The 19,413-nt window shown below is 56.1% G+C and carries 20 protein-coding genes, 5 tRNA genes, 1 rRNA gene and 1 pseudogene (1 of these 27 cut by a window edge); 21 read left to right on the top strand and 6 right to left on the bottom strand.

All coding sequences use genetic code 11. The features are described from left to right. The 14 genes from IRT44_RS03400 to IRT44_RS03335 form a co-directional block, all read left to right on the top strand. Positions 1-170 (top strand): 23S ribosomal RNA (locus IRT44_RS03400); it begins 2,800 nt to the left of the window's first position. Between the two features lie 58 nt (positions 171-228). Beyond that, positions 229-305, top strand: a tRNA-Asp gene (locus IRT44_RS03395). Positions 306-319: 14 nt separating this feature from the next. Next, positions 320-395 (top strand) — tRNA-Phe (locus tag IRT44_RS03390). A gap of 6 nt (positions 396-401) precedes the next feature. Beyond that, positions 402-477, top strand: a tRNA-Lys gene (locus IRT44_RS03385). A 2-nt stretch (positions 478-479) separates the two neighbouring features. Then, a tRNA-Gly gene (locus tag IRT44_RS03380) sits at positions 480-555 on the top strand. Between the two features lie 175 nt (positions 556-730). Continuing rightward, on the top strand, positions 731-2,464 hold the full coding sequence (locus IRT44_RS03375) for a tetratricopeptide repeat protein (RefSeq protein ID WP_230077448.1): 1,734 nt from the start codon (positions 731-733) through the stop codon (positions 2,462-2,464). A gap of 74 nt (positions 2,465-2,538) precedes the next feature. Further along, complete coding sequence (trxB, locus tag IRT44_RS03370) at positions 2,539-3,498, top strand: thioredoxin-disulfide reductase (protein WP_171566341.1); 960 nt, start codon at positions 2,539-2,541, stop codon at positions 3,496-3,498. Positions 3,499-3,742: 244 nt separating this feature from the next. After that, positions 3,743-4,624, top strand: a complete 882-nt coding sequence (gene rapZ / locus IRT44_RS03365; protein WP_171566340.1) for an RNase adapter RapZ — start codon at positions 3,743-3,745, stop codon at positions 4,622-4,624. 66 nt (positions 4,625-4,690) lie between these two features. Beyond that, the gene (gene yvcK, locus IRT44_RS03360; RefSeq protein WP_230077447.1) at positions 4,691-5,701 is read left to right on the top strand and encodes a gluconeogenesis factor YvcK family protein; all 1,011 of its coding nucleotides are present in this window, start codon (positions 4,691-4,693) and stop codon (positions 5,699-5,701) included. 6 nt (positions 5,702-5,707) lie between these two features. Beyond that, positions 5,708-6,658: a DNA-binding protein WhiA gene (whiA, locus tag IRT44_RS03355; RefSeq protein WP_171566338.1), complete on the top strand. Its 951-nt coding sequence runs from the start codon at positions 5,708-5,710 to the stop codon at positions 6,656-6,658. Positions 6,659-6,709: 51 nt separating this feature from the next. Then, positions 6,710-6,967, top strand: coding sequence for an HPr family phosphocarrier protein (locus IRT44_RS03350; RefSeq protein ID WP_171566337.1), 258 nt, complete (start codon positions 6,710-6,712; stop codon positions 6,965-6,967). A gap of 186 nt (positions 6,968-7,153) precedes the next feature. Then, complete coding sequence (locus IRT44_RS03345) at positions 7,154-7,693, top strand: AAA family ATPase (protein WP_230077446.1); 540 nt, start codon at positions 7,154-7,156, stop codon at positions 7,691-7,693. Positions 7,694-7,877: 184 nt separating this feature from the next. Then, the gene (locus IRT44_RS03340; RefSeq protein ID WP_171566233.1) at positions 7,878-8,051 is read left to right on the top strand and encodes a hypothetical protein; all 174 of its coding nucleotides are present in this window, start codon (positions 7,878-7,880) and stop codon (positions 8,049-8,051) included. A 24-nt stretch (positions 8,052-8,075) separates the two neighbouring features. After that, on the top strand, positions 8,076-8,255 hold the full coding sequence (locus tag IRT44_RS03335) for an H-type small acid-soluble spore protein (protein ID WP_171566335.1): 180 nt from the start codon (positions 8,076-8,078) through the stop codon (positions 8,253-8,255). Positions 8,256-8,319: 64 nt separating this feature from the next. Here IRT44_RS03335 and clpP read toward each other — a convergent pair whose 3' ends face one another. The 5 genes from clpP to IRT44_RS03310 form a co-directional block, all read right to left on the bottom strand. Continuing rightward, positions 8,320-8,913 (bottom strand): ATP-dependent Clp endopeptidase proteolytic subunit ClpP, encoded by a 594-nt coding sequence (gene clpP, locus IRT44_RS03330; protein WP_171566348.1) that lies wholly within the window; start codon positions 8,911-8,913, stop codon positions 8,320-8,322. Positions 8,914-9,033: 120 nt separating this feature from the next. Next, on the bottom strand, positions 9,034-10,173 hold the full coding sequence (locus tag IRT44_RS03325) for a bactofilin family protein (protein ID WP_230077445.1): 1,140 nt from the start codon (positions 10,171-10,173) through the stop codon (positions 9,034-9,036). Next, the gene (locus IRT44_RS03320; protein ID WP_212133488.1) at positions 10,173-10,733 is read right to left on the bottom strand and encodes a zf-HC2 domain-containing protein; all 561 of its coding nucleotides are present in this window, start codon (positions 10,731-10,733) and stop codon (positions 10,173-10,175) included. The genes IRT44_RS03325 and IRT44_RS03320 overlap by 1 nt, the downstream gene beginning before the upstream one ends. Then, positions 10,720-11,325 (bottom strand): RNA polymerase sigma factor, encoded by a 606-nt coding sequence (locus IRT44_RS03315; protein ID WP_171566332.1) that lies wholly within the window; start codon positions 11,323-11,325, stop codon positions 10,720-10,722. The genes IRT44_RS03320 and IRT44_RS03315 overlap by 14 nt, the downstream gene beginning before the upstream one ends. A 126-nt stretch (positions 11,326-11,451) precedes the next feature. Next, on the bottom strand, positions 11,452-11,673 hold the full coding sequence (locus IRT44_RS03310) for a hypothetical protein (RefSeq protein ID WP_212133494.1): 222 nt from the start codon (positions 11,671-11,673) through the stop codon (positions 11,452-11,454). A 573-nt stretch (positions 11,674-12,246) separates the two neighbouring features. Here IRT44_RS03310 and IRT44_RS03305 point away from each other — a divergent pair. After that, positions 12,247-13,448, top strand: a pseudogene (locus tag IRT44_RS03305) (branched-chain amino acid ABC transporter substrate-binding protein). A gap of 285 nt (positions 13,449-13,733) precedes the next feature. Here the strand turns inward: IRT44_RS03305 and IRT44_RS03300 are convergent. Next, positions 13,734-13,811: transfer RNA gene (locus tag IRT44_RS03300), tRNA-Arg, on the bottom strand. 41 nt (positions 13,812-13,852) lie between these two features. Here IRT44_RS03300 and IRT44_RS03295 point away from each other — a divergent pair. From IRT44_RS03295 to gap, 6 genes are all read left to right on the top strand, one after another. Continuing rightward, complete coding sequence (locus IRT44_RS03295; protein ID WP_171566329.1) at positions 13,853-14,017, top strand: hypothetical protein; 165 nt, start codon at positions 13,853-13,855, stop codon at positions 14,015-14,017. A 67-nt stretch (positions 14,018-14,084) separates the two neighbouring features. Further along, on the top strand, positions 14,085-15,461 hold the full coding sequence (gene rpoN / locus IRT44_RS03290; RefSeq protein WP_171566328.1) for an RNA polymerase factor sigma-54: 1,377 nt from the start codon (positions 14,085-14,087) through the stop codon (positions 15,459-15,461). A 3-nt stretch (positions 15,462-15,464) separates the two neighbouring features. Then, entirely contained in the window at positions 15,465-15,734 is a 270-nt protein-coding gene (locus IRT44_RS03285; RefSeq protein WP_171566327.1) for a glutaredoxin family protein, read from the top strand. A 172-nt stretch (positions 15,735-15,906) separates the two neighbouring features. Continuing rightward, entirely contained in the window at positions 15,907-16,926 is a 1,020-nt protein-coding gene (locus IRT44_RS03280; protein ID WP_171566326.1) for a sugar-binding transcriptional regulator, read from the top strand. A gap of 24 nt (positions 16,927-16,950) precedes the next feature. Beyond that, entirely contained in the window at positions 16,951-18,306 is a 1,356-nt protein-coding gene (locus tag IRT44_RS03275; RefSeq protein WP_230077444.1) for a Na+/H+ antiporter NhaC family protein, read from the top strand. 28 nt (positions 18,307-18,334) lie between these two features. Further along, positions 18,335-19,339 (top strand): type I glyceraldehyde-3-phosphate dehydrogenase, encoded by a 1,005-nt coding sequence (gene gap, locus IRT44_RS03270; protein WP_171566324.1) that lies wholly within the window; start codon positions 18,335-18,337, stop codon positions 19,337-19,339. Positions 19,340-19,413 lie beyond the last annotated feature (74 nt).

Below are 19,413 nucleotides of genomic sequence, written 5' to 3'. Positions count from 1 at the left end.
GGACGGGATAAGCGCTGAAAGCATCTAAGCGTGAAGCCCCCTCCAAGATGAGACTTCCCACAGCGTCAAGCTGGTAAGACCCCTCAAAGACGATGAGGTTGATAGGTTCGGTGTGGAAGCGCGGCAACGCGTGGAGCTGACGAATACTAATCGGTCGAGGACTTATCCACTCCAATGATCCTTTGCACCATGCATGTCCAGTTTTCAAGGAATGAAGGTTTTTTTCACGGAGCTGTGGTGAAGCTGGAGTTCACGCCGGTCTGTCACACCGGAGGTCGCGGGTTCGAGTCCCGTCAGCTCCGCCATCTACAATCAAAGCGGCTCGGTAGCTCAGTTGGTAGAGCAGAGGACTGAAAATCCTCGTGTCGGCGGTTCGATTCCGTCCCGAGCCACCATATTGTGAGCCATTAGCTCAGTTGGTAGAGCATCTGACTTTTAATCAGAGGGTCGAAGGTTCGAGTCCTTCATGGCTCACCAGTGCGGACGTAGCTCAATTGGTAGAGCGTCGCCTTGCCAAGGCGAAGGTCGCGGGTTCGAGACCCGTCGTCCGCTCCATTTTCGTTTTACACAATTGATACAACGGATAGACGACACCACTCGCTGTAAAGCCAGTGGTGTTTCCTGCTTTATTGGCTGGTTGCCAAGCACTTTGCCGGCCGAATCAACTTGTGGCGCGGGAGAGCTTCTGGTACGATACATGGAGTACTGCTCCCGGGATGTTGGAGGTTCTATGAAACATAACAAGGGTATCATCAAAGCCACCGTTGTTGACTTCATGCAAGATCCGGAATTCTTTGTGGAGCGAGGTCTTCGTTCCCTGCATCGCTACGATTACAAGAAGGCCCTTCGCTGCTTTCGCCGGGCAATCGAGCTGGAGCCTACCAATGCCGAATACCACTGCCACCTGGCCAGTGTTTTGGCAGAAACGGGGCAATTTGAAGCATCAAACGACGTCTTGTATGAAATTATCGAAAAGTACGATTCGTCCATGGTGGAAGTATACTTTTACATGGCCAACAATTACGCCAATCTGGAAGACTACCAGATGGCGGAAGAAATGGCGATCCGTTACCTGCAAGCGGATGAAAACGGCCCATATCGGCTCGAAGCGGAAGAACTGCTCGATTATATTTACTTTGAACTGGACATGCCGCCGCGCCACTTCCTTCCCGGTGACCGCGAGGACGTATACAGCAAACACGAACGAGCTCGTCAAAGCCTGGAAGAAGGGCGCTTTTTAGAGGCACTGGAGACGTTGAAAGAAATTGTGGAGACGGACCCGTCGTTCATGCCGGCCTGGAACAACCTGTCGCTGGCCTACTACTACGTGGGCGATTTTGCCCAGGCGATGGCGACGATCGAACAGACGCTGGAGCGGGAAAACGGAAACCTGCATGCGCTGTGCAACCTGGCCGTCCTGCTTTCCCACCACAATCGCGTGCAGGAACTAGTCGGGCTGATCGAGATGCTGAAAAAAGTGGTCCCGTATCACCCGGAGCACATGTACAAGCTGGCGACGACGATGGGCGTGCTCGGGCAGCATGAGGAAGCGTACCGACTGTACTACCGGATGTTGCGGACGGGGCGTATGCACGAAGCCTGCACATACCACTATGCGGCCATCTCTGCCTATATGACCGGACGCAGAAATCAGGCACTGCGTTGGTGGCAGAAGGCCAAGCAGCTGGACCCGGATTCGGGTGTAGCGGATCACTACTTGCAATTAGTAAAAGCGCAGGAAGAAGGGGAGAATACCCTATTGATTCCGTATCAGTACCATCCGCCGCAGCGTGAAGTATCCTGGGAAAAAGCGGCGCTTGAAGGCGTGGAAGGCCTCAAACAGGACCCGATGATCCGCGCTTCATTGCTCTGGGCGCTGCAGCATGGGCGGGATGAAGTAAAGTTTGCCGTCCTGCAAACGCTTGCCATGATCGGCGATGACGAAGCGGAAGCGGCTGTTCGCCATTTTTACCACCAGACAGACGATCCGCAGCTGCAGAAGCTGGCCTTGCTGGCACTGGCTGACATGGGAGCGGCGTTGCCGGACTGCCCTCCCGGCACCTCGGCGGAACGCGTCAAGGGCAAGCCAAACGCAGCGCAGCGTGATGCCGTCACAGACGATGAGGCGAGCCGCACGACAAACGGTGCGGCGGGTCGCGTGAGCAGTGTCCCGCCCCAGACGGAAATGGAGAGCGTGGAAGACTGCATCTGCCGCTGCCTGATGGAAAACGACCGGACTGACATGGGCGAATGGTGCCTCAAGGTCTGGCACCGCTACAAGGAAAGCGTCGCCAACCCGGTACAGGTGCGGAAAACGGTGGCGTGGGTGGCCGCGCTGGAATATCTATACGGAACGATGAACAATCAGAAGCAATCCCAGGCGTATTTCGCCGAAAAATACGGGATATCTCCTTCAACCGTAGCCAAGTGTGTCAAAGCGTTGGCAGCACTTGATCTGAAATAGATTCTCATTTTATAATAAGTTTAAATAAGTGAATGAGAGCAGGCACAATCGTGCAGATTGAGGAGGCAGTGGACATGAGCGACCAAAAAATTTACGATGTCATCATTGCCGGAGCCGGCCCCGCCGGCATGACGGCTGCCGTATACACCTCCCGTGCCAACATGAGCACGCTGATGCTGGAACGCGGCGTTCCGGGCGGGCAAATGGCCAATACGGAGGAAATCGAAAACTATCCGGGCTTTGGGTCGATTCTCGGACCCGACCTGTCCACCAAAATGTTTGAGCACGCCCAGCAATTTGGTGCCGAGTACGCGTATGGCGAAATCAAGGAAATCCAAGACGGACATCCGTACAAGCGGGTGATTGCCGGCGACAAGGAGTACCTGGCGAAATCGGTCATCGTCGCGACCGGTGCTGAACACCGCCTGCTTGGCGTCCCCGGGGAAAAAGAACTGTCCGGACGCGGCGTTTCCTACTGCGCTGTATGTGACGGGGCGTTTTTCCGCGGCAAGGAGCTGGTCGTTGTCGGCGGCGGCGATTCGGCCGTGGAAGAGGCAGTCTTTTTGACCCGGTTTGCCTCCAAAGTGACCATCGTGCACCGTCGGGATCAATTCCGCGCCCAAAAGATTCTGCAAAAACGGGCGTTTGACAATGAAAAAATCGACGTAATCTGGGATACGGTCGTCAAGGAAATCCGCGGCGACAGCAAAGTACAGGCAGTGCTGCTGGAAAACGTCAAAACGGGCGAGCAGCGCGAATTCCCGACCGATGGCGTGTTCATCTACGTCGGCATGAATCCGCTGTCGGAGTGCGTGCGCGGGTTGGGCATCACCAACGAAGCGGGTTACATTTTGACCGATGAGCGTATGCACACCAAGGTAAAAGGAATTTTTGCCGCAGGGGACGTGCGGGAAAAAATGCTGCGCCAGGTCGTGACTGCTACCGGCGACGGTTCCATCGCTGCTCAATCGGCTCAGCACTACGTGGAAGAACTGAATGAGCGGCTGGCGGAAGAAAATGTCACAATGTCTTAACCTCCTTGTAACATAAATGAAATATTTGGGCGGTACACTAGAAGACGATGAATTGACCCCCTTATCTATACGAACCATACTTGCGTGGCTGCATTCAGCCGCGTCTTTTTTTTACCGAATCGGATGGGACAACCCGCTTCAGGTGCGATGCAGTCCGGCCGGTTCCACGGTTAGGTGGTTGGGAGGGTACGAATACGACAGTGGTTATGGTATGCTTATGTCAGAATCGTAGGAGGCGAGTGGAGTGACGGAAGTGGGAAAAGACAGAGCCATCAATTTGCTCATTATTACGGGAATGTCGGGTGCTGGCAAGACCGTAGCCGTACAAAGCTTGGAAGATTTGGGGTACTTTTGTGTCGACAACCTGCCTCCGGTGCTGATTCCCAAGTTTGCGGAACTGATTAAACAATCGGGCGGCGGCATCGAACGGGTTGCCCTGGTGATTGACCTGCGGGGACGAGAGTTTTTCGAAAGCCTGTCCGAAGCGATTGACAGCCTGAATCAGATGGAGGGTATTTCGTTTCATATCCTGTATCTCGATGCCAGTGACCAGACGCTGGTGTCCCGCTACAAAGAGACACGCCGACGCCATCCGCTTTCGCCGAACGGTTCGCCATTGGAAGGCATTCACGCCGAGCGCCGCCTGCTGCAGGAAATGAAAGGGCGGGCGCATCAGATTATCGATACCAGCCAGATGAAACCGGCACAGCTGCGTGAAAAGATTATCAGTCAATACGCACAGCAGGGATCGCCGCTGACGATCAACGTGCTGTCGTTTGGTTTCAAATACGGTACGCCGATTGACGCCGACCTGATGTTTGACGTGCGGTTTTTGCCGAATCCGCACTACGTGGAGGAACTGCGGCCGAAGACGGGATGTGACCCGGAAGTGGCCGAATACGTCATGAATCATAAGGAGACGAAGGAATTTATCGACAAACTGGTCGATTTTCTGTCCTTTACATTACCCCATTACCAGCGGGAGGGAAAAAGCCAGCTGGTGATCGGTATTGGCTGCACAGGCGGCAAGCATCGTTCGGTGGCGATCACCGAGCACATCGGGAACGTCTTCAGCAAAGATTTTACGGTTCGCATCAGCCATCGAGACATTGACAAAAACAAATGAGCATAGGATGGCGAAAGGACATCTGCGAGGAACGCCTGTGTGGATCAGCATATAATGAGGTGACATATGCCGACAAGGAGAAAGGGAACGCAGCCCGGGGAACAGCTGCGGGTTGTCGTGATCGGCGGGGGAACGGGATTGTCTGTCCTGCTGCGGGGGTTGAAGCATGAACCGGTTCACATCACGGCGATTGTTACCGTCGCCGATGACGGAGGAAGCTCAGGCATACTGCGGGAGGAGATGGATATGCCCCCGCCCGGTGACATTCGCAACGTGCTGACGGCCCTCGCCGACACCGAGCCGTTGATGGAGAAAGTGATGCAGTACCGTTTTTCAACCGGCACGGGATTAGCCGGCCATAATTTGGGGAATCTACTACTTGCAGCGATGAACGAGATTACGGGAGATTTTGTGACAGCAGTGAAAAAGCTGAGCGGTGTCCTGGCTGTGCGCGGCGACGTGCTGCCGGCGTCCACCCAGTCGATTCGGCTGCTGGCCGAAATGGAGGACGGCTCGATCGTCGTCGGCGAGTCCCAGATACCGCTTACAGGCAAGCGGATCAAGCGCGTCTTCCTCGATCCCGAAGACGCAGTGCCGTTAAGCGAGGCCTTGTTGGCCATTGAAGAAGCGGATGCGATCTTGATCGGTCCCGGCAGTCTGTACACCAGCATTTTGCCTAACTTGTTGGTGCGCGGACTGTTTGATGCCGTGAAGCGTTCGCCATCACCAAAACTGTACATTTGCAACGTCATGACGCAGCCGGGTGAAACGGATGGGTACACCGCGTCCGCGCACGTGGAAGTGATGTACCGTCACGTGGGCAGTCCATTTTTGGACACCGTAATCGTCAACTCGGCTGACATTCCCGCGCATGTCTTGGAAAAGTATGCGGAAAAGGGGGCAACTCCGGTCATCTGCGATCTGGGGCGATTGCGTCAACTGGGGCTGCACGTCGTGGCGAAGCCGCTGGTAACGTTTGAGGACGGTTATCTGCGTCACGACGCGCACGCCGTAAGCAAACAGGTGGTATCCCTGATCAGGCGCAAGCGCAGGATGCGGAAGCTAGAGAAGGAGTGAGGGTCAATGTCATCATTCGCCGCACAAACGAAAAAGGAACTGACCATGCTGGACACCCCCGAGTGCTGCAGCCGGGCGGAGCTGGCTGCCTTGATCCGGATGAACGGCAGTCTGCAATTCGGGGCAGGACGGCTGGTGCTGGATGTGACAACAGAGAATGCGGCGATTGCCAGACGGATCTACACCCTGACCAAGCGCCTGTTTCATATACACGCCGAACTCTTGGTGCGCAAAAAAATGCGGCTGAAGAAAAACAACGTCTACATCGTGCGGATTCCGCACAAGGCGCACGAGATTTTGCAAGAACTTGGCATTATGGACCAAGACAAGTCCTTTGTTCAGGGCATTTCACCGGAGATCGTCAAAAGCTCGTGCTGCCGGGCGGCCTATCTGCGCGGGGCGTTTTTGGCTGGTGGTTCGGTGAATCATCCGGAGGCGTCCAGCTATCATTTGGAAATTTTCACGTCCTACCAGAATTTTTGCGAAGCGCTGACCAAGATGGCCAACCGCTATCGACTAAACGCCAAGTGTATCGAGCGGAAAAAAGGGTATGTGCTCTACATCAAGGAAGGCGAGAAGATTACTGAATTTCTCAGCCTCATCGGCGCGCATCAGGCTCTCCTGTACTTCGAGGACGTGCGGATCGTCAAAGACATGCGCAACTCGGTGAACCGCTTGCACAATTGTGAGATTGCCAACATCAACAAGACGGTAAATGCCGCTGCCCGACAGATGGAGAACATCAAGCTGATTCAGCAGGAGATCGGCTTGGAAAACCTGCCGAAGCGGCTGCGGGAAGTGGCGGAACTGCGCTTGATGCACCCGGACATCAATCTGAAGGAGCTGGGGGAAATGCTGCCCAGCGGTCCGGTCAGCAAATCAGGCATCAATCACCGGTTGAGAAAAATCAACGAAATTGCTGAGAAATTGCGAGAAAAACAAAATGTATCCATCTAGCAGCATGGTATACTTATCGGTAACGAGTACACTGTGTGAGGAGGTCCATACATGGTTCAACAGCAGGTTGTGGTCAAATTGAAAACTGGGTTGCAGGCCCGTCCTGCGGCATTTTTCGTGCAGGAGGCCAACCGCTTTGTATCGGAAATTTTTGTGGAGAAAGGAAACAAAAAAGTAAACGCAAAAAGCATCATGGGCATCATGAGCCTCGCCATCAGTTCGGGAACGGAAATCACGATTTCGGCGGAAGGCCCTGATGCGGCTCAAGCGGTCAGCAGCCTGGCCAATCTGGTCAGCAAAGAGGAATAGGCCGCAACGTTATTGACACCTTGCAGCGCAGCTCCGTTTGCAATCGCAATGCTGCTCCTTGCAAGAATCAGAGGCATAATGCAAAGCAACTTCATTCTTTGCGGGTGCCTCTTTTTCTTTTACCGTGCGGCGGCGATGGCGTTATACTCGGCTGTTTCACATCCCGTGTAAAAAGGGTGAGTGACCATGATTGTAATGATAAATGGTGCGTATGGCGCCGGGAAGACGACGGTTGCCAGCAGGCTGGCTGCATCCATACCGAACAGCATGCTGTTTGACCCGGAAGAGGTGGGCTTTATGCTGCGCCGCATCGTTCCGGAGGAAATGAGGCTGCGCGAGGAAAAGACAGATAATTTTCAGGATTTGCAATTGTGGAGGGTGCTGACGGTAAAGGTGGCCGGGCTGCTGAAGATGACCTACGGGAAGCATTTGATTGTTCCCATGACGATTATACATAAGGAATACTTCACATACATTTTCAACGGCTTCAAAGAGCTGGACAAACATACCTGCCATTTTTGCCTGATCGCCAGCCGGGAAACCCTCTATGAACGGCTCAGAAGGCGGGGAGAAGCGGAGGGGAACTGGTGTTACCGGCAAATCCCAGCGTGTGTGGAGGCTTTTCAGGACACATGTTTTGAAGAAAAGATCATGACGGATGGGGTGCCGGCAGAGGAAATCGTTGATTACGTAAAAAAAACGTATCGAAGCGATGGCCCATGCTGACGCGACGGGGTGATTTGGCGCAACCGTAATATCCTCAAGGTACGCGTCTGTTTGGGGCAGGCTGCATGTTTTCCCGTCGCCCGGGGAATGCTAACAGATGAAACAGGCAAGGCTTCCACTCGCTGCCGCATGCGATGGAGTCTTTCATCACCCGGTGCCCAACCGCGCCAAAGGAGGGAGACGTGTGGAGAACAACCGTGACACCCTATACGAAGGACGCGACCAGTACGACATGGACATTGACCGCATGGTAAACGAGGGGCTCGGCGGCGGACAGGTCAGCGACCAGAACGGATTGATCGAGGAGTCGACCACCGATACCATGACGGGCGCCAGTTCGGCCCGCGACAACCGCTGACAGCACCAAGGGAGGGAATGATACATGGATGTGAAGCGCGCACAGGAAATCCTGCGCTCCTCGGAAAAAATCGAGGTCCAGTACAAAGGGCAGCCGGTCTGGATCGACGGCGTGGATGAACGAACCGCGACGGCCCGCGTCCACATTGAAGGCAATCCGGCCAACAGCATGGCGGTCGAGGTCGGACAATTGGAGGAGAAGTAAAAACACCCGGCCTTGCTGGCCGGGTGTCGTGCTTCGAGGGGAAGAACCCTGTCAAGCCGATTGCTTATTTGGAAGAGGATTCCGGCGTGATTACCTTGTCGATCAGGCCGTACTCCAGCGCTTCCTGAGCGGTGAGGAAGTTGTCGCGGTCGGTATCCTTTTGAATCCGCTCCAGCGGCTGACCGGTGCGCTCGGCGAGGATTTTGTTCAGGTGTTCGCGCATTCTCAGGATGCGTTTGGCAGCGATTTCGATGTCGCTCGCCTGGCCTTGCGCGCCGCCGAGCGGCTGGTGAATCATCACTTCGCTGTTCGGCAGGGCAAAGCGTTTGCCCTTGGCGCCCGCCGCCAGCAAAAACGCTCCCATCGACGCGGCCATGCCGACACAAATGGTGGACACATCCGGTTTGATGAATTGCATCGTATCATAAATCGCCATACCGGCGGTAATCGAACCGCCCGGGCTGTTGATGTACAAGTGGATGTCTTTGTCCGGGTCCTCGGCCTGCAGGAACAGCAGTTGCGCTACGACGATGTTGGCAACGGTGTCGTTGATCGGCGTTCCGAGAAAGATAATGCGATCCTTTAGCAGGCGCGAATAAATATCATATGCACGTTCACCGCGATTCGTCTGTTCGATGACGGTGGGAATCAAGTTCATATGCATTAAGCCTTCCTCCTCTCTTGGTAAGATTAATCATACACGAAAGGTCAGTAAAGGTCAAACAGGTAACTGCAAGCCTTTCTCTCAGTTCTCTCCCAATCCTGCCTCTCCTAAACCTTATGGCGTCAGAAATGTTTTATTCGCCTGACGGACCGCGCAGGCCAGCGATCCGAGGAAGGCCATCCACACCGGCAGCGCGAACAGCCAGCCGGCAAACGGGATAATCAGCAGGCACTGCAGCGCCACCACGCCCAGCAGCTCGGCGAGCAGGGGGGGAAGCCGCCAGCGAAAACGCTCGGCCAGCCGGATGCCGATCCAGGAGCCGACAAACACCTTTGCCGACCAGGTAAGCAGCACGAATGCCAGCAGCAGCGCCACCGTCACCGGAATCCCGACGACGGTCACCAGCAGCGCGATCGACAGGAGCGGCAGGCCGAGCACCAAGCCGGCGCCACAAGCGAACGCCTGTCCCGGGTGCCGGTCCAATTGGCTGTAGATGCAGCTCAGCCCGGCCGGGAAGAGAAAGCGCACAGCCAGCCAGAGCAGCAGCGTGCTGAGTAGCGACGAGAGGCCCAACAGGATGGGAAAGTAGGAAAAGGTGTCTTGGTCTGCAGCCACCACCGCGGGGGAATACAGTTCCTTCCCTTTGAGGACAGCGCCGGAACCGATCGCAGCCCGATGCGGACTGGAGTAGACCAGATCGCCGCCGATCACGGCAGGTGCGTCAATCTGCAGGGAGCTGGAGTGGAGTAGTGAGATGCCTTCTCCGATTTCGCCCGTGATGCGCAGGGTGTCCACCTTGCCGTTTGCTTCACGGGCCACTTTGCCGTTCAGGTCCGCATGCGGGGTAAACATCAGCAGGCTGCCGCCTATACGGCCGTTCTGCTCCAGCACGATGTGGCTGGAACCGACGGTGACGTTTCGTTCCACATTGCCGGAGATCGACAGCTGCTGCGTGAAGGCGCGCACATCTCCCGCGACAGTGCCGTTGATGCGAGTGTCGACCGCAAACGCGAGGACATCACCGGTGACGCGTCCGCGTATCTGTACGTTTTCTGCAAGCACGTACAGGTCGCCGTTCACTGTTCCTTCGATGGAGACCGTATTGGCGTTGACCGCCAGATCGCCGTCGTGCACCGCGTCAGCCGGCAGCACGTAGCTATGGTTTGACACTGTGCCGAACGCATGGACTGCATGTGCCGGCACAAGCAGGAAAACGGACAGCAGCAGGCAGAGGATGAGTTTGATCCGTCCCATCAGTCGACCTCCCGATTCTGCAGCCGGGATGGAGGAAAGGGAAGGAAGCGTATGTTCACCAGCAAAAGCAGACCGATCAGCAGCAGCAGCGGCAGCGGCAGTGCCACCACGTATGGACCGGGGACGTTGAACAGGTCACCGGCGTTGTCCTTCAGCCACAGGGCTGATCCCCAAAAGAAGCGGGATGTCCAGGAATTCCACGCAGAGGCAACCCAGTGAAACCACACACTCTGCCAAAAAATGAGATACCCGGCCGCAACCGCCAGAAGAGTGCCCGCGCCAAGTATCGCCCGCCACAGCAGGCGGCGGCGATGCCGCCTGTGCAGGATGGCAATGCCTTCAATCTGCGCCGCCGTGAGCGAGTCCAACTCCAGCGGCGGCAGCGACGTATCCGCGGCGAAAATCGTCTCTGCCAGCAGATGCTGCTCGCCGGTCAACCGCTCCCACGACTGCCGGCAGTGAAAGCAGTGGTCCAGATGCTCTTGAACGCGGGCCGCTTCCTCGGCGGACAACTCGTCATCGCTGTACATCATCAAAGTCAGTTCGTCAATATGCGGCATCGGCCATTCTCCTTTCCTCCCGATGTTTCTCCAGCAATTCTTTTAACTGCTTGCGGGCCCGGAACAGCCGGGTGCCCACGGTGTTTTTGTTCATCCCTACAATGCTGCCGATTTCTTCATAGCTCATGCCTTCGACAAAACGGAGGGTCAGAATCAGCCGGTCGGTTTCGTTCAGGTTGTCCATAAGCGCTGTCAGCTCGGTATGCGTCTCCTTTTCCACGAGGAACCGTTCCGGGCTTTTGACAGTCTCAGCGGGGTGTTTATGTACGTGCAGCAACAACTGTTCGTCCTCCAGCACGATCTCCCGTTTTTTGCGCAGGAAGTCGATGCACGAGTTGGAGGCGATACGGTACAGCCAGGAGTGAAAGGGCAGTGCGGGATCGTATTTGTGCAAATTTTGCGCGACTTTCAGCCAAATTTCGTTGTACAGGTCCTCACCGTCGTGATAGCCGCTGACCAGCTTGCGAACGATGCGCATCACGCGCGGCGCAAACAACAGGACCAACCGGTGGAACGCCCGCGGCTGTCCGTTCACAAACTGCACGGCCAACCGGGCGGCTTCGCTGTTGAGTCGCGCCAGTTCCTGATCCATCACGCATCCCTCCTCCCAGTGATCAATACGGGATCGCCTCCGTCAAAATTTCAATCGACGGGCTCCCTCCTTCAAACATAGCAGGAGAAGCGGGCACTGGAAAAGAGGGGAGCTTCCGAAGCGGACTCAGGCTTCCTCCGTTTCTTCCGCTTCGGTTAGCTCAACAGCCAGGCGCAGCGTCGCGTTCATTTTCCGTCCCTTGATGATCGTGTATTCTTCCACCTGTCGGGCCTGCAGCTTGTTGATGGCCTCGGCCAATGCCTGTTCGTCCGTATACGGCTGAATGGTCAGCAGGCATTCTTCGTCGTTCGCTTCCTGGTAGATGAGGTACAATCGCTCGTTCGCCACGAGAACCGCTCCTTCTTGAACTTATCCACAGAGTTGTCAACAGGTTGTGCACAAAAACGTTTGTTCGCAGGATATGTGCCGTTTCTTCATAGTGTGGCATGCAGACGCAGGAAGGTTAATTTGTAATTATTGGTATTTTGTGTGGCAAGGAGAATCATGTCCATCTAGACGGACAAGCAAGCCGTTTGGCGGATTCATCCGTTGTAACAGCCTGTCTTTTTCCCGTATAATAAGGCAGAAAGCAGTGGGAGAGGGGAAGTGCAAGATGGAAACGACGGTCATTGTGGCCAGTGTCGTCATGTTTATCGGGTTTATCGCCTTGACGCTCTATGTCACGAGCAAAGCGTACTCCCGCAAATACAAGGAATAGAGAAATAGCCAAACGCGCATGCAGCCGCTTCCCGACGGGAGGCGGTTTTCCTTTTTCATCATCTTGGAATCGCTCCTATAGGTATTGCCTATATCTTGCATCTATTTTATCTGTTGCAAATTTTCGTATTTATTTTAAAATATGAGCAAGTGGTTTTATTTCATCAATTGGTTTGCTGGTAAAGTAAAGGGGGATTTCTCGCGATGAAAAAACAGAAATCATTTGCGTTTCTTGCAACGGTTTTGGCGCTGGGCACCGCTCTGGCCGGCTGCGGACAACAGCAGTCTAGCGACAGCGGCAGCAATTCCGGCTCCAACTCGGGTTCGCTTCAAAAACTGGTGATCGCTTCGGTCGGCCCGCTGTCCGGTCAGTACTCCGATTACGGCAGCACCGCCAAGGCGGGGCCGAATACGCCCTGAAACAAAGACAGGAAGATTTCAAAAAACTGGGCTTTGACGTTCAACTGCTCGCCCAGGACGACCAGGCCGACCCGAAACAGGGCGTGGCGGTTGCGCAGATGCTCATCTCCAATCCGGATGTCATCGGCGTCGTCGGCCACGTGACCACCGGTGCGTCGATTACGGCATCCGCCCAGTACGAACAGGAAAAACTGGTCATGGTTTCGCCGTCCTCGACCGGGGCCAACCTGACGGAAGAAGGCAAACAAGTGGTGCACCGCATCTGCGCGCGCGACGACATGCAGGGCTCCAAGGCGGCTATCTACGCCAAGAACCAGTTGGGCGTCAAGTCGGCCTACATCGTGCACGACAAGCAGGCGTACGGTCAGGGACTGGCAGACGAGGTGAAAAAGCAATTTGAAAAGGACGGCGTCCAGGTGGTCGGCTATGAAGGCATTACCGCCGGCGAAAAGGACTACAGCGCCGTGATCAACCAAATCATCGCCGCCAAACCGGAGATGATCTACTTCGGCGGCTACTACTCCGACGCCGGCGTGCTCATCAAGCAGCTTCGTGAAAAAGGCTTCAAAGGCATCGTGATGGGCGGCGACGGCTACGACTCCGCTGATCTGGTGAAAATCGCAGGCGCCGACAATGCCAACAACGTCGTGTTCACGTCCGTCGTTGGCGACATCGGGGCGACCGAGGAAGGCAAGAAATGGATTTCCGAATTTGAACAGGCTACTGGCAACAAAGTCGGGATCTTCACGTCCTTTGGTTACGACTCGATGAACGTCCTGCTGCACGGTCTGGAAGAAGCGATCAAAGCCAACAACGGTCAAAAACCGACCCGCGAGCAAGTGCTGGAGCACGTGCACAAGATCAAGGACTTCCAAGGCCAGTTCGTCAAAGTCGGATTTGACGACAAAGGCGACAACGAGTATGCGTCCGTCTACGTGTACAAATACGAAAACGGCCAGAAAGTATACGTGGGTGAAGCGCAGTAACGCGCGGATGAGTCCGGTCGATCGCATCAGCCGGAACGGGACCGCAAGCTGAACAAACAGGACCCGCAGTAAAAAAAGCGCTCTGGAGAATGCTCTCCAGGGCGCTTCAGCGTGTAGACAAAGTGAGTGGTGCATGGGTGATAGGACCCGTTCGCTTTCTTGACGACCAGCAAAGAAGTTGGTAGCGTCCGCTGCAAAACGCGACGCGGGCAGGGGGGCATGTACACGTAAAAAACGCGACCCTCTGCCTGGCAGAGAATCGCGTTTATAGCTGATTGCCACGTATGGTGCGCCCGGTAGGAGTCGAACCTACGCAAGACGCGGTTCCGGAGACCGCCGCTCTATCCACTGAGCTACGGGCGCGTGACGATCTTTATTATAGAACATATTTTAGGGATATGCAAATGCAAAAACTGGAAAATCACAAAAAACTTTTTGGGGCAGAGGCAGTCACACCGCTGCTGCTGAGTCTTCGTGTTTGCCAACAGTACGCGCAGCGGTCAATGTCGGTTGATTGGGCGAGCAGACATATTGAAAATCAAATATTGGCAGGAAAATTGCATGATTGAGCGAATATAATGAGAAAAGACAGAAGTGCCGAAATCTGCTGCATAATAGAGAAGGGGGGCGAACTCGATGAACATGGGACTGGGTCTTTATCAGGAGCAGACGCTGAAGCTGGTGATGACGCCGGAGTTGAGACAGGCGATCACCATTTTACAGTATTCGGCTGTCGATCTGCTCTCCTATCTGCAGGAACAGGCAAACGAAAATCCCGTAATCGAGTTGCAGGAAGAGGCGGTGGACGCGGCACCTGTAAAAAAGGAGCGTCCGGCTCCGGAAATCGACTGGAAGGAGCTCGTGGGAAATCGGGCCACGGGTGAATATTCCGTGGGGAAAAATGAAAGCACTTACAATCCGCTCGACTTCGTGCATCACGACACGGTGACGCTGTACGAACATTTGGAACGGCAGCTTGGCTACGTCAAGGGTTTTACACCGCTGCAGCGGAAGATTGCCTTGTTTTTGATCGGCAATCTGGACGAAAAGGGCTATCTGGAAGTCCCGCTGGAGGAAGCGGCGGAGCGCCTGGGGGTGGCGTTGCACGAGATTGAAGACGTGCTGGCCGTCCTGCAGCACTTTGACCCAGCCGGGGTGGCGGCCCGCAGTCTGGAAGAATGTTTGCTGCTGCAGCTCCGCCACTTGGGCTTGGACGACGACAACATCGTGCAGGTGGTAAGTCTGTATCTGCACGATCTGGCCGACTGCCGCTATCAGCGGATTGCCGAGAAGATCGGCTGTACGGTGCGGGATGTGCAGGCAATGGCTGATCTGCTGCGCACGCTCAACCCTCGTCCGGGTTCCGCCTTTTCCCGCGCCGAGACGCGCTACGTCATCCCTGACGTGGCTGTGGAAAAGGTGGGCGACGACTACGTGGTGCTGGTCAACGACGTGGCGACGCCGCGGATCAAAATCAACAGCTTTTACGAGAAAATGCTGCGCCAGCAGAAGAGCCAGGATGACGCCCGGCAGTTTATTCACGAAAAGCTGAATGCCGCCATGTGGCTGGCGAAAAGCCTGGAGCAGCGGCGGTTGACCCTGATGCGCGTCACCCAGGCGATCGTCGAGATGCAGCGGGACTTTTTCGAGCGCGGTATACACTACCTGAAGCCGATGACGCAAAAAGAGATTGCCGAGCGGGTCAATCTGCACGAGTCGACCATCAGCCGCGCGACCAGCAACAAATACGTGCAGACGCCGCGCGGAATTTTCGAACTGAAGTACTTTTTTACGTCGGCACTGTCGACGTCCAGCGGCCAGGCAGCCTCGTCGGAGAGTGTCAAGCGCCGGATCAAGGCGCTGATAGAACAGGAGGACCGGAAACAGCCGCTGTCGGACCAGAAGCTGTCTGAGATGCTGCTGCAGGAAGGCATCGAGATTTCCCGCCGGACCGTGGCCAAATATCGGGAAGAGATGATGATCCCCTCGTCAGCGAAGCGAAAGAGGTTTTGAGAGATGCAAGCAGGCAAACCGTTTGAGATCGTGCTGTACGGGCGGAAAAACTGTCATCTGTGCGAGCAGGTGGAGCAGTCAATCCGCCTTCTGGAGATGGAGTTTCCGTTGCGCCTGACCGTGGTCGACATCGAGGAGGATGATGCGCTGCACGAAAAGTACATGCTGGTCATCCCCGTCGTGGAGATTGACGGACAGGAGGCATTTCGCTCCGTCACCAGCGTAGTCAGCTGGGAAGAACTGCGAGCGGAGCTGGTTCGCCGCCTGCAGTAACCGGCAACACGTCCCTTGGCTCTGATGGGCTGAGGGACCTTGCATGTTTTTTACAGGTGTGTTACATTCAAAGAGAAGTGAGATTATTTTTTTGCTCCAACCGGGACAAAAAATGTTACAGCGGGACAAATTACGTCCCGGAACAAAACCAAGCAGACGAGGAAGAAGGCAGATGCGGCGTTTCATCGAGATGCAACAAAAACTGCTGCCCGACCTGGTTGATGTAATGCGGCAGCGGTACATGCTGCTTCGCTCGGTGCATCACCTGCAGCCAATTGGCCGGCGGGCTCTGGCCCAGGAGCTTCACAGCACGGAGCGCATCCTGCGGGCCGAGGTGGACCTGCTGAAGGAAACCGGGCTGCTTCACGTGACGGCAGCCGGGATGAGCTTGAGCGAAGAGGGTCAGCGTGTGCTGGATGAACTGGAACCGCTGGTTGGCGAACTGTTCGGCCTGACCGAGCTGGCAGAACGGCTGCAGCGAGTGCTGGGCATCGCCAAAGTGATCGTCGTCCAGGGAGACGCCGACCATTCCCCCTGGGTCAAACAGGAGCTGGGACGCGTCGGAGCGCGCGTGCTGAAGCAGTACGTGCGGGAAGGAGACATCGTCGCTGTCACCGGCGGGACGTCGATCGCCAGTGTGGCCCAGCATCTGACACCGTCACCTGCGTTTAAAGGCGTCCAGTTTGTCCCGGCCCGCGGCGGACTGGGTGAGCGGGTGGAACTGCAGGCCAATACGCTGGCATCGGCGATGGCTGCCAAGACCGGTGGAACATACCGCCTGCTGCACGTGCCGGATCGGCTGCATCCGGAAGCGCTGCAAAGCCTCTTGCGGGAACCGCAGATCAAAGAGGTTCTGGCCCTGCTGAAGCACACCCGGATCGTCCTGCACGGCATCGGCGACGCCCTGACGATGGCGAGACGGCGCAGTTACTCCGAAGCGGAGCTGCGCGAGCTGGAGCAGGCCGGAGCCGTGTCGGAAGCGTTTGGCTACTACTTTAACGAGGCGGGCGAGACGGTTCACCGCATGCCGACGATCGGCCTTCAGCTCGAGGACGTCAAAAAGGCGGAGGCGGTACTTTCCATCGCGGGCGGCAAGAGCAAGGCGAAAGCGATTCTTTCCTTTTCCAAGCAGTCGTGCCAAAATGTACTCATCACGGACGAAGGGGCGGCGCGTGCCATTTTGTCCGAATGACTGCATTGGAGGGACGAGGAATTGATGAACGTGCTGACGGTCCTCCCCGTTTTGTCGTTGATCGCGGGGATCGCGCTGAGTCTTCATTTCGGCTTTCCGCTGTATCTGGGGATGGTTTTTTCCATCTTGGTCACACTTGTTAGTGTACATCGCCTTGGTTATTCCTGGAGAACACTGTTGGCGTTCGGCTGGGACGGCGTAAAGCAGACCAAACCGGTGCTGCTCATCCTGTTTCTGGTCGGGCTGCTCATCCCTCTCCTGATGATGGGCGGCACGATTCCTTCCATCATCTATTACGGGCTGTCGGTAGTCGATGTCCGGTACATGTTGGTTCTTTCGTTTCTCCTGACCTCGGCGACAAGCTACCTGCTGGGAAGTTCGGTGGGGACGCTGAGCACGATCGGCCTGTCGTTGATGGGGATCGCCCACACGGCAGGAGTACCGGGCGGAAGCGTGGCAGGCGCGCTGATCAGCGGCGCGATGGTGGGGGAACGGTTTTCCCCTCTCTCCAGCAGCCGGCTGCTGGTATTGAGCATCACCGGCATGACCGAAGAGGAGGAACGCCGCAGCAACCGCCCCGCTCTGTTCACGGTGGGGGCGTGCACCCTGTTGTTCCTGCTGGTGGACCTGCTGCGCAGTCAGACGGGCGTAACGGACATGATCGGCTTTTACCAGGAACTGCTGCACCGATTCTTTTTCATCGGCTGGCTGCCGCTGGTCCCGCTGATTGTGCTGATCGGCTCGTTTGCCTTGCGGGTCAGGGCAATCCCGGCCCTGCTGTACGGGATCGCTGCAGCCGCGGTGCTCGTGCTGACGACGACCTCGCTGGACGCCGGAACCATCTTTCGCTCTGTCCTGAGCGGATACGAGCTGCATTCCGGCACGCCGCTGGACCAACTGGTGCGCGGAGGCGGGATGGCCTCCATCCTGAACGTGCTGGTGCTGATTAGCCTGGCCGGCTTTTTGAACGGCATCCTGAACAAGGCCAATCTGCTGGCCCCGTTGGTCGACCGGCTGATGGGCGAGACGGTACGGCCGGCAGCCTTTGCGGGCAAAGCCGTACTGTTGTCAGTGCTGGTGGTCGCCATCAGCTGCAACCAGACGATTCCGCTGTTGGTGCTTGGTTCGACGCTGCTGGAGCGGTTCTCCCGGCTGGAGGGGGGAAAGGTGCTGCTCGGCCGGACGATGCTGGATTCGACCATGTTGATTCCGGTGATCATTCCCTGGTGCGGCCTGGCGATGTTGATGGCCGTCACCTTGGGCGTTCCCACTGTCGAGACGCTGCCGTATTTGTTCTTCCCCCTGTTGCTGCCGATTGTAACGATAGTCACTGCCCGTTCCTTTCAGACGGCGGGCGTTTTTGAAAAACTAAGCAGATAACGATGATGAGAGAGCAGGAGGTATTGTCATGGTAAAAGTAGGTATCAACGGATTTGGCCGCATCGGCCGCAACGTGTTTCGCGCTGCGCTGAACAATCCGAACGTGGAAATCGTCGCCGTCAATGACCTGACCGACGCGCAGACGCTGGCCCACCTGCTGAAGTACGACTCCGTACACGGCGTGCTGGATGTGGATGTGGAAGCGCGCGAAAACACGCTGATCGTCGGCGGCAAGGAAATCAAGGTGTTGGCGGAGCGCGATCCGGCTCAGCTCAAATGGGCGGAGTACGGTGTAGAGATCGTGGTGGAGTCCACCGGCCGTTTCACCAAACGGGAAGACGCGGCGAAGCACCTGGAAGGCGGAGCGAAAAAGGTAATCATCTCCGCGCCGGCGACCAACGAGGACATCACGATCGTAATGGGCGTCAACGAGGACAAATACGATCCGCAAAAGCACACGGTCATCTCCAACGCATCCTGCACGACCAACTGCCTGGCGCCGTTCGCCAAAGTGCTGCATGAGAAGTTTGGCATCGTGCGCGGACTGATGACGACCGTTCACTCCTACACCAACGACCAGCAAATCCTCGACCTGCCGCACAAAGACATGCGCCGTGCGCGTGCCGCTGCGACCAACATCATCCCGACCTCGACCGGTGCTGCCAAAGCAGTGGCGCTCGTGCTGCCGGAGCTGAAAGGCAAGCTGAACGGCTTTGCGATGCGCGTACCGACGCCGAACGTGTCCGTCGTCGACCTGGTGGCCGAACTGAAAACCGACGTAACGGTGGAAGATGTCAACCGCGTTCTGAAGGAAGCGGCGGAAGGTCCGCTGAAAGGCATTCTCGGCTACTCGGAAGAACCGCTGGTCTCCTCCGACTACAATGGCAACCCGGCTTCCTCTACAATCGACGCACTGTCCACAATGGTACTGGAAGGCAGCATGGTCAAAGTCGTCTCCTGGTACGACAACGAATGGGGCTACTCCAACCGCGTTGTAGACTTGTGTCAATTTGTTGCAGAACGTGGCTTGTAAAAAGTAAAATAGAACTGTTGTGAAAAAAGGGAGAGCGTCCTCTCCCTTTTTCCCATACGCTATTTTCCGAACAT

The organism is Brevibacillus sedimenti (assembly GCF_020923495.1).
Taxonomy (GTDB): Bacteria; Bacillota; Bacilli; order Brevibacillales; family Brevibacillaceae; genus Brevibacillus; species Brevibacillus aydinogluensis.
Note: the sequence above shows the minus strand (reverse complement) of the source record. Positions and strands in the feature narration are given on the sequence as shown.